Source organism: Ureibacillus galli, assembly GCF_014836845.1.
Taxonomy (GTDB): Bacteria; Bacillota; Bacilli; order Bacillales_A; family Planococcaceae; genus Ureibacillus; species Ureibacillus galli.
Map to the genome: position 1 here is coordinate 15086 of NZ_JACSQA010000011.1, position 16280 is coordinate 31365.

Annotated in this window: 11 protein-coding genes and 1 other annotated feature; of the genes, 2 read left to right on the forward strand and 9 right to left on the reverse strand. The window is 36.5% G+C overall.

The genetic code is table 11. From position 1 onward, the window contains the following. Positions 1–66 precede the first annotated feature (66 nt). The gene (aspS, locus tag H9636_RS08995; RefSeq protein ID WP_191707292.1) at positions 67–1839 is read right to left on the reverse strand and encodes an aspartate--tRNA ligase; all 1773 of its coding nucleotides are present in this window, start codon (positions 1837–1839) and stop codon (positions 67–69) included. Positions 1840–1870: 31 nt separating this feature from the next. Next, positions 1871–3139: a histidine--tRNA ligase gene (gene hisS / locus H9636_RS09000; protein WP_191707293.1), complete on the reverse strand. Its 1269-nt coding sequence runs from the start codon at positions 3137–3139 to the stop codon at positions 1871–1873. Between the two features lie 47 nt (positions 3140–3186). Then, positions 3187–3431, reverse strand: a binding site (T-box leader). A 159-nt stretch (positions 3432–3590) separates the two neighbouring features. Between hisS and H9636_RS09005 the strand changes: the two genes are divergently transcribed. Beyond that, positions 3591–5189 carry an SH3 domain-containing protein gene (locus H9636_RS09005; protein WP_191707294.1) on the forward strand — a complete coding sequence of 533 codons (1599 nt, stop codon included), beginning with the start codon at positions 3591–3593 and terminating at the stop codon, positions 5187–5189. A 37-nt stretch (positions 5190–5226) separates the two neighbouring features. Here H9636_RS09005 and dtd read toward each other — a convergent pair whose 3' ends face one another. From dtd to H9636_RS09035, 6 genes are all read right to left on the reverse strand, one after another. Further along, the gene (gene dtd / locus H9636_RS09010; protein ID WP_191707295.1) at positions 5227–5676 is read right to left on the reverse strand and encodes a D-aminoacyl-tRNA deacylase; all 450 of its coding nucleotides are present in this window, start codon (positions 5674–5676) and stop codon (positions 5227–5229) included. A gap of 17 nt (positions 5677–5693) precedes the next feature. Then, positions 5694–7889 (reverse strand): RelA/SpoT family protein, encoded by a 2196-nt coding sequence (locus H9636_RS09015; protein WP_191707296.1) that lies wholly within the window; start codon positions 7887–7889, stop codon positions 5694–5696. 252 nt (positions 7890–8141) lie between these two features. Further along, the gene (locus tag H9636_RS09020; protein WP_191707297.1) at positions 8142–8654 is read right to left on the reverse strand and encodes an adenine phosphoribosyltransferase; all 513 of its coding nucleotides are present in this window, start codon (positions 8652–8654) and stop codon (positions 8142–8144) included. 16 nt (positions 8655–8670) lie between these two features. Further along, complete coding sequence (recJ, locus tag H9636_RS09025) at positions 8671–11007, reverse strand: single-stranded-DNA-specific exonuclease RecJ (protein ID WP_191707298.1); 2337 nt, start codon at positions 11005–11007, stop codon at positions 8671–8673. Positions 11008–11182: 175 nt separating this feature from the next. Further along, the gene (gene secDF, locus H9636_RS09030) at positions 11183–13447 is read right to left on the reverse strand and encodes a protein translocase subunit SecDF (RefSeq protein ID WP_191707299.1); all 2265 of its coding nucleotides are present in this window, start codon (positions 13445–13447) and stop codon (positions 11183–11185) included. A gap of 175 nt (positions 13448–13622) precedes the next feature. Further along, entirely contained in the window at positions 13623–13937 is a 315-nt protein-coding gene (locus H9636_RS09035) for a post-transcriptional regulator (RefSeq protein WP_191707300.1), read from the reverse strand. 92 nt (positions 13938–14029) lie between these two features. Between H9636_RS09035 and H9636_RS09040 the strand changes: the two genes are divergently transcribed. Further along, a complete protein-coding gene (locus H9636_RS09040; RefSeq protein WP_191707301.1) occupies positions 14030–15547 on the forward strand; it encodes a putative polysaccharide biosynthesis protein in 1518 nt (505 codons plus the stop codon). Here the strand turns inward: H9636_RS09040 and H9636_RS09045 are convergent. Next, complete coding sequence (locus tag H9636_RS09045) at positions 15518–16168, reverse strand: DUF421 domain-containing protein (RefSeq protein WP_191707302.1); 651 nt, start codon at positions 16166–16168, stop codon at positions 15518–15520. The genes H9636_RS09040 and H9636_RS09045 overlap by 30 nt on opposite strands. Between the last annotated feature and the right edge of the window lie 112 nt (positions 16169–16280).

The following is a 16280-nucleotide window of genomic DNA, read 5'->3' on the forward strand; positions in this document are numbered from 1 at the left end:
AAGCTTGTTAAAAAATGCAAAAAAACGCAAGAATGCGTTAAACATTCTTGCGCAAAAATTTGCTACTTATTTTTCTTCTTTCTTTGTAACCGTTAAACTAAGTTCTTCTAATTGGGCAATAGATACTTCACTCGGTGCTGAAGTTAATAAACAACTTGCTGTTGCCGTTTTAGGGAATGCGATTGTATCACGTAAGTTTGTACGACCTGCAAGCAACATAACAAATCGATCTAATCCAAAGGCAAGTCCTCCGTGTGGTGGAACTCCGTATTCAAACGCTTCTAATAAGAAACCGAATTGTTCTTGAGCTTCTTCTTGACTAAATCCTAGTAGTTTAAACATTTTTTCTTGAAGGTCACGTTCGTAAATTCGTAAAGAACCTCCGCCTAACTCGTAACCATTTAGTACGATGTCATATGCTTGGGCACGAACTTCTGATGGATTCGTATCCATTTTTTCGATATCTTCATCAAATGGACGTGTGAATGGGTGGTGGGCAGCCGTATAACGACCCGCTTCTTCATCATATTCTAACAACGGCCAATCAGTAACCCAAAGAAATGCATATTGGGATTCATCGATTAAGCCTAATTCTTTTCCTAATTTATTTCTTAAGGCACCTAGAGCAGATGCAACAACGGATGATTGATCCGCTACAAATAATAATAAGTCTCCCGCCTCTGCATTCGTTGCTATCATTAAGTTTTCAGCAGTTTCACCTTCAAAGAATTTAGCAATTGGACCCGATAGTCCTTCTTCCGTCACTTTCAACCATGCTAATCCTTTAGCACCGTAAATTGCTACGAATTCTGCTAATGCATCAATATCTTTACGAGAATAATTTTCTGCCTTTCCTTTGACATTAATTGCTTTTACTTCTCCTCCTGATTCCACAGCAGAAGCGAACACTTTAAAGGATGAATTTCGAACGATTTCGGAAAGTTGAACTAATTCTAATCCAAATCGAACATCCGGTTTATCTGAACCGTAACGTTCCATTGCTTCTTTGTAAGTCATTCGTTGGAATGGAAGAATAACATCCACACCTTTAGCTTCTTTCATAACCGTTTGAATTAAACGTTCATTCATTTCAATAATTTCGTCCATTGACATAAAGGAAGTTTCAATATCGACTTGAGTAAACTCTGGTTGACGGTCAGCTCTCAAATCTTCATCTCGGAAACAACGTGCAATTTGGAAATACTTTTCGAATCCAGATACCATTAACAACTGTTTGAAAAGTTGAGGTGATTGGGGTAATGCATAAAATTCCCCTTCATGAACTCGTGATGGCACTAAATAATCCCGCGCTCCCTCTGGCGTCGATTTTGTTAATATCGGCGTTTCCACTTCAAGGAATCCTTCAGTCTGTAAAAAGTTACGTATTGAGCGGGTAATATCCGAACGTAATTTAAATGTGTTATACATCACTGGGCGACGTAGATCTAAATAACGATATTTTAGGCGCACATCTTCTCCAATTTCTTCTTTATCATCAATGGCAAATGGTGGTGTTTTCGCTTCATTGATAATATGGATGGACGATGCGACAATTTCAATTTTACCTGTTCGTAAATTTGGGTTAATTTGTTTTTCATCGCGAAGAACAACGGTACCTTCGATTTCCACGACATATTCATTACGAATCGTCTCTGCTACGGCTAAAGCATCTTTTGCTTCATCGCCAAAAACAACTTGAACAATTCCTGTTCTATCACGTACATCAACGAAAATCAGACCACCTAGGTCGCGACGTTTTTGTACCCAACCTTTTAAAATTACCTTTTCTCCTTGATGTTGTTCGTTTATTTCGCCACATGCATGCGTTCTTTGCGCCATGTTCTTTTCCTCCAATTTATGATTAAAAGAATTATTTATTTTCAAGTAAATAGTTAACTAGATCGTGGAATGGAATTTTCTCTTGATTCCCTGTTTCCATTTCTTTGACGTTTACTGCCCCTTCTTCCATCTCCGTATTACCAAGGACAATTACAAACTTAGCACCAAGGCGATCAGCAGATTTCATTTGAGCTTTCATTTTACGATCGACATAATCCATATCAGCAGAGATTCCTTTTGCCCGGAAAGAGCTAATTAATTCGGCCGATTTTAATTTTGCTTCGTCACCGATTGCAACGACATAAAGATCAAGTCCGTCTTCTACTTCCAGTTCAATTCCTTCTGCTTCTAGGGCTAATAGTATTCGTTCGATGGACATCGCAAAGCCGATTCCTGGAACATCCGGTCCCCCAATACCCTCAACTAAACCGTTATAACGTCCTCCACCACATAAAGTTGTAATGGCACCAAAACCTTCTGCTGTACTCATAATTTCAAAAGCAGTATGAGTGTAGTAATCTAATCCTCGAACTAAATTTGGATCTACTTCATAAGGAATACCAAGCACTTCAAGGTATTTTTTCACTTGGTCAAAATAGTTGGCAGAGGATTCCGTTAAATAATCGGTTAGAGCTGGTGCAGTTTTCATTAACGGGTGATCATGGTCCTTTTTACAATCTAAAATACGGAGCGGATTTTTTGCTAGACGGTTTTGACAGTCGGAACAAAACTCCCCAATACTTGGTTCAAAGTGTTGGATTAACGCTGTTCTATGTGCATCTCTCGTTTCCTTATCCCCTAGAGAGTTTATGACTAATTTTAAATTTTTTAATCCCACTGTTTGATAAATATCCATTGCAAGGGAAATGACTTCAGCATCAATTGCCGGATCAGCACTTCCAATTGCCTCTACGCCAAATTGGACAAATTGACGATATCGACCTGCCTGCTGACGTTCATAACGAAACATCGGTCCCATATAAGAAAGCTTGACAGGTTGATCTGGATTACCAAACATTTTATGTTCTACGTAAGAGCGAACTACAGAAGCTGTTCCTTCAGGACGAAGGGTTAACGAACGTCCTCCCCGATCTTCAAATGTATACATTTCTTTTTGAACGATATCGGTTGTATCTCCTACACCTCGTTGAAACAATTCCGTTTGTTCAAAAATTGGTGTGCGAATTTCTTTATAACGGTAAACACGACTTAATTCCCGTACAACCGATTCAACTTTTTGCCATTTGGCTGTTTGCTCTGGCAAAATATCTTGTGTCCCTCTAGGTACTTTAAATGACATTTTCATTCTCCTTTCTAAAATAAAAAAAGCCCCCGTCCCTTGCATACGCAAGGGACGAAAGCTTGAAATGACTTCCGCGGTTCCACCCTAGTTGATGTACAAAATGTACACCCTCTTCATTACGGATAACGGCCGTTTCCGTTTTTCCCTACTAAACAAAAATAATTTGTCTTTCGAGAAAAAACCTCTCAAGTGTTTTTCACATCTACATGTAGTAGGAAAGATTTCAGCCTAAGTCTCTCCCTCTCTTGTCTACAGAGGTAATTGCTACTTTCTTGGTCAATGGCAATGTTACAGTTTTTACATTATCTCTAATCTTAAGTAAGTCATAACATATTGTCAACTATTTTCAAAAAACAGTGGATTTTAGTGCATAATTGATTTTAAAATGAAAAGAGTAAATATGGTTATGCATCTCCTTACTAAATTATGAATGAACAGGAGGAATTAGATGAAACAAAACGCAGTTAATTATTTTTTGGCCTTCATCTTAATCTGTTCATTGCTGTTTCCTTATACATATGAAACACATGCATTTGCATCAGATGAAGATACACCTGATTTAATTGTTTCTGCTGAAATTTTATATTTAAGAGAAGGACCTGGATTATCTTATCCAATTTTAGAAACGTTAAAACAAGGTGAAGAGCTAACCTTTATTGAAAAGCAAGATGATTGGTATCACGTAAAAGTAAAAAATGTTGAAGGGTGGGTTGCCTCATGGTTAACTTCCACTCCAAAAAGTTCTGAGACAAAACAACCTGAAAGTACCGTCATATCCCAAGTCGATCATTTAAATATTCGAGCGGATGCTTCTATTTCATCACCCGTATTAAATCAATTAAACGTTGGTGATGAAGCAAATGTCTTAGCAACAGAAAATGGTTGGGTGAAAATTTCCTATAACGGAACAGTCGGTTGGGTTTCTTCAGAATATGTAACAAAAAATAAAACGGAAACGGTTGAACAATCCGAAACCTCAGAAGAAAATACAGCTTCAAATAATCCTAAACTATTTTCAATTGCCGTAGATGCAGTGAACGTTCGTAAAAAACCTAATTTGTCATCCAAGAAAATTGGGACAGCAAAAAGGGACGAACAATACGAAGTGCTAGATCGGGAAAATAACTGGGTGAAAATTCAATATGGTAAAGAAAAAGGTTGGGTTTATAGTTTTTACGGAACTTTTCAAGAAAATGAGAAAATCCCTACCGCTGCTCAATCAGACACAACTTCTGCTGATCAAAGTACCGTGACGATTATCTATAATGGCACGAACCTTCGTGAAGTACCTTCCACTTCATCTAATGTGGTCCTTCGCGCGAATGCTGGCGAGAAATACCCTGTACTCTCTACAAAGGACGATTGGTATGAAGTGGAGTTGGACAAGAATACATCTGCCTATGTAGCAAATTGGGTCGTTTCGGTAGACCAAGAAATGGCGGGTTCTGATGGAACGGTTCAGAAACAAACGTCCAAAGAAAATCGAAAAAAAGGAACGTTAAAAGGAATCCAAATTGTCATTGATCCCGGTCATGGTGGACATGATAGAGGTACAACTGGAGCAAGTGGAACGGAAGAAAAGGATATCAACTTAAAAACAGTTGAATTACTGACATCCAAATTACGTTCCGCAGGGGCAGATGTTATTTTAACTCGAGAATCCGATGTTTATGTTGATTTACGTAAACGAGTATCCATTTCCCATCAATATGGAGCAGATGCTTTTATAAGCATTCATTATGACGCGACAGAGGACAGCTCTATTTCTGGCTTTACAACTTACTATACTAATAGTTTCCAACGTGAGTTAGCGGAGTATGTTCACAATGGTCTATCTGAAAAGGTAACGATTCGAGATCGAGGTGTTCAACCTGGTAATTATCTAGTTACTCGTGAAAATAAACAACCAGCTATTTTAATCGAATTAGGCTACTTAAGTAATCCTAGTGAAGAACGGGTTGTAACAACGGATTATTATCGTGAACAGGCTACATTAGGAATTTACCAAGGGATACTAGATTATTTTGATGCACAACTAGAAAATTAAAAGAGTTGCTCATTTTGAGCAACTCTTTTTTATTTGACTATTCTTTCGGTTTAGATTCAACGATTACTGTAACAGGTCCATCGTTTATTAATGCTACGTCCATCATCGCACCAAAAATACCTGTTTCGACATGCAACCCAAAGGTTTTAAGCTCTTCGTTAAACGATTCCCACAAAGGTAACGCAACTTCGGGCCTCGCTGCTTCAATAAAGCTTGGTCTTCTACCCTTTCGAGTATCGCCGTATAATGTAAATTGGGAAACGGATAAAATATCCCCACCATGTTCTACAATGGAACGATTCATTTTCCCCTCTTCATCTTCCCATAGCCTTAATTCCGCTACTTTCTTAGCAACATAACGTACATCTTCGATTGTATCATGATGGGTTAATCCAACTAGTAATACATATCCGGAATTAATAGCACCTGTAACTTTACCTTCAACCGTAACCGATGCTTGTTTACTTCTTTGAATAACTACTCTCATTCATTAAACCTCGTCTATTAATTAATGACCCGTTGAACGGAATAAATATCTGGTAATTGTTTAATTCTTTCTACAACTTTGTGTAACCCTGAAAGATTTGAAATCGCAATCGTTAAATGAATCGTTGCTATTTTATCGTGATCCGCACGACCAGAAACAGCTAAAATATTTGTTTTAGCCTCGCTTACTGCATGCATTACATCGTTTAATATGCCAGGACGATCAAAGGCAGATACTTCGATATCTACTGGATACTCTTTTCGTACTTGCGTTTGACTATGTTCCCACTCAACTTCAATTAAACGATCCATATTATCCCCTTCTTGTATATTCGGACAATCTGAACGATGGACGGAAACACCACGACCTTTTGTAATAAATCCAACAATTTCATCTCCAGGTACAGGAGTGCAGCAGCGAGATAAACGAATTAGCAAATTATCAATTCCTTTAACGATAACCCCTGATTCGGTTTTACGCTTTTTCGTAGAAGGATTTTGCATTTCCTTTACGATTTTTTCAAAGGCTTCTTCCTGTTCCCGTTCTCTTCGTTTCTTTTCAGCAAGTCGATTGACAATTTGTTGAGCAGTAATTCCACCTACACCAACGGCAGCATATAAGTCTTCTTCATTTGTATAATTTAATTTATCTAAAACCCGTTTTATATTTTCAGCGGAAAGTACTTCCTTAATATCGAAATCTTGAGATTTAATCTCCTTTTCAATGAGATCTTTCCCTTTTACGATATTATCTTCCCTTAAATGTTTCTTAAAGAATTGTTTAATTTTATTTTTTGCTTGGGAACTTTGGGCGATTTTCAACCAGTCTCTACTTGGTCCAAAGGATTGTTTCGATGTTAAAATTTCAATAATATCCCCTGTTTTTAAAGGCGTATCTAACGGTACCATTTTACCATTTACTTTTGCTCCGATTGTTCGGTTTCCGACCTCCGAATGGACACGGTAAGCAAAATCGATTGGAACAGAGCCAGAAGGCAATTCAATTACTTCCCCTTTAGGGGTGAAAACATAAACCATATCGGAGAACAAATCAAATTTTAATGATTCCATAAATTCTTCGGCATTGGACGATTCATTTTGAAATTCTAAAATTTCACGGAACCAAGTTAATTTTTGGTCAATACTTTCCTTATTGGAAACAGATTTCCCTTCTTTATATGCCCAGTGAGCAGCAATCCCGTATTCGGCAATTTGATGCATATCTCGAGTACGGATTTGTACTTCTAATGGATCACCGTAAGGACCAATGACTGTCGTATGAAGTGACTGGTACAAATTTTGTTTCGGCATGGCAATATAGTCTTTAAAACGACCTGGCATCGGTTTCCATAATGTATGTACGATTCCAAGTACTGCATAGCAATCTTTAATGCTATCTACTATAACCCGTACAGCAAGTAAATCATAAATTTCATTAAATTGTTTATTTTGTAAAACCATTTTTCGATAAATACTGTAAATATGTTTCGGTCGGCCAGATATTTCAGCTTCTATTTCGACATCAGTCAGTTGAGATCTCACTTCATCCATGACATTTTCTAAATACGCTTCTCGTTCCACGCGTTTTCTTTTCATCAAGCTGACGATTCGATAATATTGCTGGGGGTTTAAATAACGTAATGCTGTATCTTCTAGCTCCCATTTAACCTTTGAAATTCCTAAGCGATGAGCAAGTGGTGCAAAAATTTCTAATGTTTCATTGGAAATACGTCTCTGTTTTTCAGCGGATAAATGTTTTAACGTTCGCATATTATGAAGACGGTCAGCAAGTTTAATTAAAATAACACGAATATCTTGCGCCATGGCAACAAACATTTTCCGATGATTTTCTGCTTGTTGTTCTTTTTTCGACAAATATTTAATTTTCCCCAGCTTCGTTACGCCATCAACTAACATCGCGACTTCTTCATTAAATTCGTTTACTAAATCATCTCGTGTAACAGTAGTATCTTCTACGACATCATGAAGAAAACCAGCAGCAACCGTTTCCGGGTCCATTTGGAGCTCAGCTAAAATTCCTGCTACTTGTATAGGATGAATAATATACGGTTCCCCTGAACTACGAAGCTGCTCTTTATGTGCTTCATTTGCTACTTCATAGGCTTTCTTTACGAAGGCAACATGTTCATCGTTCATATATGCTTTGACGAGCGCGAATACATCTTCGGGCGTCAAAATTTGCTCTTTCGCCATTAGTTGTCCACCTTGCTAAAAAATTTTCAAATTTAATATATAAACTTAATTGTATAAAAAATATGTATAAAAAGTAAAGATAACTACATAAATCATTTCAGAAATACGACAAATTCGAACATTTTTCGAACATTATTTTACTTTTAATAAAACCTTATTTCAATTATTTTATTACGAATCCAAAAATTGGTGAGCAGCTAATAAATTAAAAGGAAATATCCCGAAAAAATGCGGGATATTTCCTTTTTAGGATTAATATTCAATTAACGTTTTAATTGGATAGTTGCCAATTTTGTCACGACCATTTAAGTCTTTTAACTCAATAATAAATGCACAACCTGCTACAACGCCACCTAATTTTTCAATTAATTGAATCGTTGCATCTACAGTACCGCCCGTAGCTAATAAATCGTCAACAATTAATGCTTTTTGCCCAGGTTTAATCGCATCTTGATGCATTGTTAAAACGTCTTGTCCATATTCTAAACCGTATTCAACACGTACAACTTCACGAGGAAGTTTTCCTTCTTTACGTACCGGTGCAAATCCGATTTCTAGAGCATAGGCAACCGGGCAACCGATGATAAATCCGCGCGCTTCGGGTCCAACAATTACTTCTGCCCCTACTTCTTTGGCGAATTCAACGATTTTATCTGCAGCATATTTAAATGCTGGCCCATTATCCATGATAGTTGTAATATCTTTAAAACTAATGCCTTCTTTCGGCCAGTTTTCGACAGTTGTTACATATTGCTTTAAATCCATTATTAATTTGTCCTCCTTAGGAATAGAGATATTCCTTCATTCGTTCATTAAACCATTGTTTTAATTCTAAATATGGTGCATACAAAAGCTTCTGTTCTATTTCAATTTGTTCCACTCTTTTTTTATAACTTGCCGCTTCAGAAAGAGAACGCTTTGTTGCATGAATATTTACAGTCGTCAGACCATTTTCTATTGTAACAAAACCTAGCTCAAAAAACACGTTTGTCATAAATTTTATTACTTCTATATTTAATCCAATATGTTGGGATAACTGTTCCAAATGAACGGACAAATTAAATCCTGGACGCTTTTTCAAGAAGGAGTAAAACCAACCAAATTGTTCGCGAGTCGGCATGCCATTAAAAAATTTTGATTCCGGAGTATAGAAAACTGCATAAATTCTTTTTGGTTGCACTTGTTGAATGAATTCCTCAAGTACAATGATACTCGGTGGTAAATCTAATAAAACCACATTCGATGAACTAATCTTTAATTTCGATGAATCTGACATTAAAGAAATATCGTTGTTCCCTATATCTCCTTTGAAATGTTCAACCGTTTTTTGATCGAAGGCAATAAACGCACAATTTTGTTGTGGAAGGGCATGAATCCATTTTTGTGCTTGGCCTTTCCCACGGTAATCAAACAGCTGCCATTCCTTTGTTTGAACATCTGAAATCATAAATTGAGGCTTTTTCTTCCCTTGCCATTCATTAATTTGTAAATCTCCAACGAAAGATAAATGAACACCATAAGTGATTTCATCATATAAGTACCCTTTACTAAAGCCTATAGCATCAATTGTACCGTATGCATCCTCTAGCTCCATTTTTAAATGATTTTCGCCCGAACCAATTTTTTTCATTGTTCGTACTTGTACATTTTGTAGTGCATAGACCGGTTTGGCAAAACCTGTTCCAAAAGGGCCCAGCTTTTTGATTTCTTCAATGGCTTCTACCGTTACTTCGCTAAGTTCAACCGGTACATCAATCATTAATTTCGGTGTTAACATTTCGTCTGTCAAAACTTCTTCAGCTTGTTTATGAAGCCGTTGACGCAGTTCATCGACATGTTCAAGAGCAAAGGTCATACCCGCCGCCATTGGATGTCCACCGAAATGAGGTAAGATTTCACGATTTTTCGCTAACTCTTGGTATAAGTGAAAACCTTCGATACTTCGACCAGAACCTTTCGCTGTCCCTTTCAAAGGATCCAATGATAAGACGATTGTTGGGCGATAATATTTTTCCACTAGTCGGGAAGCAACAATTCCAATGACGCCAGGATTCCACCCTTCTTTAGCTACGACAAGGACTAAAGAATTCGAAATGTTTGGATTCTGTTCAATCATATTGATTGCTTCCTCTGTAATAGATTGGACAATTTCTTTTCGCTCCACATTTTTTTTATTTAAAAGTTTTGCCCCTTCTGCTGCTTCCAAATCATTTTCGCTCATTAGAAATGTTACGCCTGGATCAGCATCTCCTAATCGTCCAATAGCATTTAGACGAGGACCGAAATAAAATCCAATTGTATCTTCATCAATTTCATGCTGTTTTACACTTGTCACTTCGCATAGGGCACGTACCCATGGATTGTAAGATGTTCGTAAATGCTTTATACCTTGCTGGACAATATAGCGATTTTCCCCAACTAGAGGAACTAAATCCGCCACGGTTCCAATTGCTACATATTCATATAAATGTTCTGGAACTTCCCCATAAAGGGCATGGGCTAATTTAAAGGCAACCCCTACCCCTGCCAATTCTCCAAAAGGATAATGTCCTTCAGGTACACGGGGGTGAATAATGATATCCGCTGGTGGCAATATTTCTCCTGCTTCATGGTGATCTGTAACGATGACGTCCATTCCAAGTTCTTTTGCTATTCGAATTGGTTCTATTCCACTAATACCGTTATCGACAGTAATAATTAATTGTACACCGTTCTCAAAAGCCTTACGGAAAAGTTGTTCATTTGGACCATAACCATGGTCAAAGCGATTTGGAATACAAAAGTCCACATCCGCACCTAAATCCAACAAAACATTCATCATAACAGTCGTACTCGTAATCCCATCGGCATCATAATCGCCATAGATTAATATTTTCTCACCATTATTTAAAGCCGCCTCAATACGTTCTACAGCTTCTTTCATACCGTTTAATAAATAGGGACTATGTAAATGACTTTCATCCATTTGCAAAACGGATTTTGCCTCCTGAACGGATGTATAGCCTCTTGCAATTAAAATTTTCGCCACGATGGATGAAATATTTAATTCTTTTTGTAATTTAATAATGTTTTCTTCATTCGGTTGTTCAACAATCCATTTCTTCGTTGATTCGATCATTTTGTCACATCCTCAATTTTTCATTATACCGAAAATAGAACGCTTCTACTAATCTTTAAAAATAGAGAAATTGAGAAATTATGCAAAAAACGTTTATTTTAATTGCTTTACGATATGAAAAAAAGTGTAGACAAAGTCAAAAACGACTTTATCTACACTTTGTTTAATCTATTTCTTATACAACAGGTTCGTCTGAACCCCATTGTTTTTTCTCTTTTTTCTCAACAACTGCACCTTTTTTGTCCATTTGACGACATTTTAACGTATACCAAATTTGTGCAGCGATACAGATGGAGGAATACATCCCCGTAACTAATCCAATTAATAACGCAATGGAGAAGTTTTGAATTGCTGGTGCGCCGAAGATTAACAATGCCACTACAACAATGATCACCGTTAATACTGTGTTTACTGAGCGGGCCATCGTTTGTCGAAGGGACTTATTAATAATATCCGCCAATTCTTCCTTCGTAGAGATAACCCCTTTTCGATCAACATTTTCACGAATTCGGTCAAAGGTAACGATTGTATCGTTAATCGAATAACCAACGATGGTTAAAATGGCAGCGATAAAAGTAATATCTACTTCTAAACGGAACACACTGAAAATGGCAACCATAAAGAATACATCATGTAGCAAGGAAGCGATTGCTCCTACCCCCATACGCCATTCGAATCGGAATGCAACATAAATAATAATTCCTAATGCGGCAATAGCAAGGGCGTAGATAGCATTTCTCACAAGCTCTTGTCCTACTGTCGGAGACACAGTACTTACATTTGGCTCATGACCATAATCATCTAATACTTCAGCTTTGTAAGTTAAAATTTCTTTTTGTGATAAATCATCTTTATAAGTAATGACAGCCGTATTTTGTTCTTCACCAGAGATAAGGATATCTTCTGAAGGGAAACCAATCTCATCTATATAATCTTTTATTTGTTCTTGATTGATTTGTTCATCCGCCATAATTTCTACCCGTGTACCACTTGAAAAATCGATACCTAAGTCTAATCTGAATATACTTATTATGACGCCACCAACTAATAAAATAACAATCGATAAACTATAGAATTTTTTACGATTATGAACAAAGTCGAAACGATCAAAGTTTGTTGATAAGTCCAGTGTAGATAACCCTTCGGATTCTTCGTGAATTTTCTTTTTACGAACCCCATAAAAGAATGGACTGTTGAAATAACCACTTTTAATAAGTAAACCAATTAAAATTCGAGATAACCAAACGGCAGTTACGAAACTTAAAACAATCGTAATCATTAATGTTGTCGCAAAGCCTTTTACTGAGCTTGTACCAAAGTAGAATAATACAACAGCTGCAAGTAAAGTCGTCAACTGGGCATCAATAATAGCTGATAACGATTGTTTAGAGCCTAATTGATATGCCTCTTGAATCGTCTTCCCTACTCGAAGTTCTTCCTTAATACGTTCCGCGGTTAATATATTCGCATCCACAGCCATCCCGATACCAAGTACTAGTGCGGCAATACCAGGTAACGTTAAAACGGCATTGATGGCGTTAAATACAAGCAATACTAAGTAAGTAAAGACTACTAGAGTAATAATCGAAACAAATCCTGGTAATCGATAATACAATAACATGAAAATAAAGATTAAGACTACCCCTACAATACTCGCAAATACAGTACTTTTTAATGCTTCTTCACCAAATTGAGCGCCTACGGATGTTGAATATTTTTCAATTAATTTTACCGGTAAAGCCCCAGCATTTAAAACACTAGCTAAATCCTTTGTCTCTTGAACGGTAAAATTACCGCTGATCATAACATCTGTTGTATTTAAAACTTGGTCTACAGAAGCGGCAGAAACAAATTTCGGATCTTCTTTCTGTACTTCTTTTTCATATGAATCGACACCTTCTTCAAAGTCCATCCATACAACTAATAAGTTTTCACCCAACGGCATTTCTGATATTTTTTTCGTTACATCTGCAAACTTTGATGCATCTTTTAATGTAAGAGTAACGATGGGACGATTTTGTTGATCAAAGGAAGCTGCTGCTCCGCCTTCTTTTAAATCCGTACCATCTAATAATAAATTGTCATGAACATCTCGGAAGGTTAAATTAGCTGTAGTAGATAACAATTCACGCGCGGATGATTGGTCATCAATCCCTGCTAGTTGAACACGAATTCGATTATCTCCTTCAACTTGAATGCTCGGTTCACTAACACCGAATTGGTCAATACGATTCGATAGAGCGGTTGTCGTATCTGTTAGGACGCTTTGTGTAATTTTTCCACCATTTAGCGGTTCTACTTCATATAAAACCTCAAACCCACCTTGTAAGTCTAAGCCGAGTTTTACATCTTTTAAAATCCCTTGTACCGTTGTACCTATTCCAGCTAATAATATAACTACAACGAGTACAAAAGTAAAAATACGGCTTTTTTGCTTCATCTTCAAGTCCTCCTCAATTTTGTGTTTACATAAACGTAAACACAAAAAACGCAACTACGTTTTGTCAAAATGATTAATTCTTTTTATTTAGTTTTACAACTGGCCAAGTAAGTCTATGTAACAAACATATTATGAGACACCTTTGTCCAACTGTCAAACCAACACTATAGGTTTACTACCCTTCATTCGTACTTTTCGGTTTTAATAATTCCTGTAGTTCTTCTTGACTTACATCACTAAACCAATTGGCAGAATGAAATTGTTGAATTTGAAAATGACTAACAATTTCGGAAGGTTTAATCGCATAAATCGTTTCCACAATTTCATATACCCGTAAATCTTCTACTTTTTGTTTTCGCCATTTTTTTTGAATACAAAAATTCCAAAGATCCTCTGAAGAAATACCATCATATTCATAATACTTCATCTCTTCCATTTTGCTTTGTAATACTGGTAAAACCTTTTTATATAGCTGTTCGAACTGAATCATGACAATCCCCCCAACCAGTAGTTTTAACTAACGACCACTAAGCATACAAATATTGTATCTGAAATTTCTTGAAATGAGAAGGGATTGAATGAATGGGTTCATTTGTTAAAGGAACATTGTTTTTAACCGTTGTTATTTTTTTGTCTAAAATGTTCGGATTTGTATATAGAATGCAGTTTATGCGGATTGCGGGAGAAGAAGCAGTAGGGATATATATGACCGCCTATCCTGCCTTTGTATTCTTTATTTCCATTTTACAGTTAGGAATACCGATAGCTGTTGCAAAAGTTGTTGCGGAGCTTCATGCTAAACGAAAAGATGGTCAATTAAAATCCGTCATGACGACCGCTACAAGATGGTCAATTCTTTCCATTATTTTATTCACGCCGTTACTTTATTTGTTTATACCATATTTGGCAGGGACGCTTTTACATAATGATGGAACGAAAATGACATTATACGTTGCCCTCGGAGCTGTACCTATTGTTGTATTCTCAGGATTATTTAGAGGTTATCTTCAAGGGATTGCCGTCATTTCTGCAACGGCTTGGTCACAAATGCTTGAGCAAGTGATTCGAATTTCACTCATTACTTTCTTGTTACCATTTTTCGTTACGCCAGAAAATCCAGCCTTAACTGCTACTTATGCAATGGGAATAACAGCAATCGGAGAATTGTTCTCTTTAGTTTATTTATACATTCACTACACGATAAAGAAAAAAAAGCCGAAGAGAATGGAATCATCAAAGGCCTATCCGGCATTACCACTATTACGGATAGCCGTTCCTTCGGCAGGTAGTCGACTCTTTGGGACGTTTACATGGTTTTTAGAACCGATTGTCTTTTTAAAAGCGTTAACGGTTTCTGGTTTGACTGCCGCTGGAGCTACAACATTATACGGCGTTATTTCAGGAGTTCATATCCCTTTATTATTATTTCCATCTTTCATTCCAAATGCCCTTGCAATTGTATTAATTCCAGCCGTTAGTGATGCTGTTGCAAGGAGTAACTATAGTTTATTAAATGAACGAATTGGTATTTCGTTACGTTTATCATCCCTTATCGGCTGTTATGCAGCTACCTATTTCTTTATACATGGGGATGAACTAGCGATGCGACTGTTCCATCTTGAAGAAGATCGTGGATTTATGAGAATACTTGCACCTATTTTTTATTTTTATTATATACAAAGTCCTCTTCAATCCATTTTACAAGCTGTAGATGAAGCACGACCTGCAATGATGAACTCCATTTATGGCGGACTAGCTAAGTTATTTGTTATGTTTGTACTAGCCTCCCAGCCTTTTATTCGAGAATTTGGGGCTATTATTGCCATAGGGTTTGGCGTATTAATTACATCGTTCCTCCATATGGCAACATTACGTGGACATAAAATGATTAGTGCAGGTTTTAGATTCTTTGCAATTCCATATGGAATTTTTATGCTGACAAGTTTTGTTCAAACGTTCCTAATATCAAATTCTTCCTTCGATTTTTGGACAAATAGTGCGTTGACATTAATTATCCTTACATTGCTCTTAATTTTAACAAATCAAATTAAAATTAGTGATTTCAAATATTTAAGTTCGATCATTTCCCGTCGACTTTAATTGAACGTGAATTTTCTCATTTTCATAACAACAATAAAAAATATCATCAATCTTTTCATAACCGGCTTCCTTTAATTTTAATAGAAGCCACGAACGTTCTTTTTTCATTAATTTTAAATGTTTCTCCACAATATAACCGTCGACGATAAGAGGCAAAATAAGTGGATCTTCACTTTTTAAAAAAATTGATAATTTACCCGATGGTTCTAAAAATGCATAATCAATACTTTGTACAGATGGAACTCCTTCTTCACGCATTTGTTGAAATAGGTCATCCAAATTGTAACGTTGTTTTTTCATCTCTTCTTGGTTAATAACCCCTTTTTCAACAATAATGGAAGGATCTCCATCTATTAAATCACGAACGTTTTTATTTTTTAATGTGATGAGTGAGTTGAGATATTGAATTAAAAATAAAATGATAATGGGTAATATGTTTTGAAAAACAGGTTTTTCAACATCTTCTAATGCAAAGGCAACACATTCAGCAATTAAAATAAAGACGACTAAGTCCATAATACTTAGTTCGCCCACTTCCCTTTTGCCCATCATACGAAAAACAATTAATATAAAAATATATAAAAACACGGTCCTTAAAATAATTTCCCCATACATTTCCATTTTCACACACCCTCCTCTCCCACATTTTGAGCACAAAAAAGGGTTACTATTCATGATTTCTATAATTAGAGAAATGAAAAAAGCTTACTAATTGGAACTTGTCCAATTTAGT

Coding starts and splice junctions, on each gene's coding strand:
- aspS (WP_191707292.1), bottom strand. CDS start 1,839: ATGGCGCAAAGAACGCATGCATGTGGCGAAATAAACGAACAACATCAA.
- hisS (WP_191707293.1), bottom strand. CDS start 3,139: ATGTCATTTAAAGTACCTAGAGGGACACAAGATATTTTGCCAGAGCAA.
- H9636_RS09005 (WP_191707294.1), top strand. CDS start 3,591: ATGAAACAAAACGCAGTTAATTATTTTTTGGCCTTCATCTTAATCTGT.
- dtd (WP_191707295.1), bottom strand. CDS start 5,676: ATGAGAGTAGTTATTCAAAGAAGTAAACAAGCATCGGTTACGGTTGAA.
- H9636_RS09015 (WP_191707296.1), bottom strand. CDS start 7,889: ATGGCGAAAGAGCAAATTTTGACGCCCGAAGATGTATTCGCGCTCGTC.
- H9636_RS09020 (WP_191707297.1), bottom strand. CDS start 8,654: ATGGATTTAAAGCAATATGTAACAACTGTCGAAAACTGGCCGAAAGAA.
- recJ (WP_191707298.1), bottom strand. CDS start 11,007: ATGATCGAATCAACGAAGAAATGGATTGTTGAACAACCGAATGAAGAA.
- secDF (WP_191707299.1), bottom strand. CDS start 13,447: ATGAAGCAAAAAAGCCGTATTTTTACTTTTGTACTCGTTGTAGTTATA.
- H9636_RS09035 (WP_191707300.1), bottom strand. CDS start 13,937: ATGATTCAGTTCGAACAGCTATATAAAAAGGTTTTACCAGTATTACAA.
- H9636_RS09040 (WP_191707301.1), top strand. CDS start 14,030: ATGGGTTCATTTGTTAAAGGAACATTGTTTTTAACCGTTGTTATTTTT.
- H9636_RS09045 (WP_191707302.1), bottom strand. CDS start 16,168: ATGGAAATGTATGGGGAAATTATTTTAAGGACCGTGTTTTTATATATT.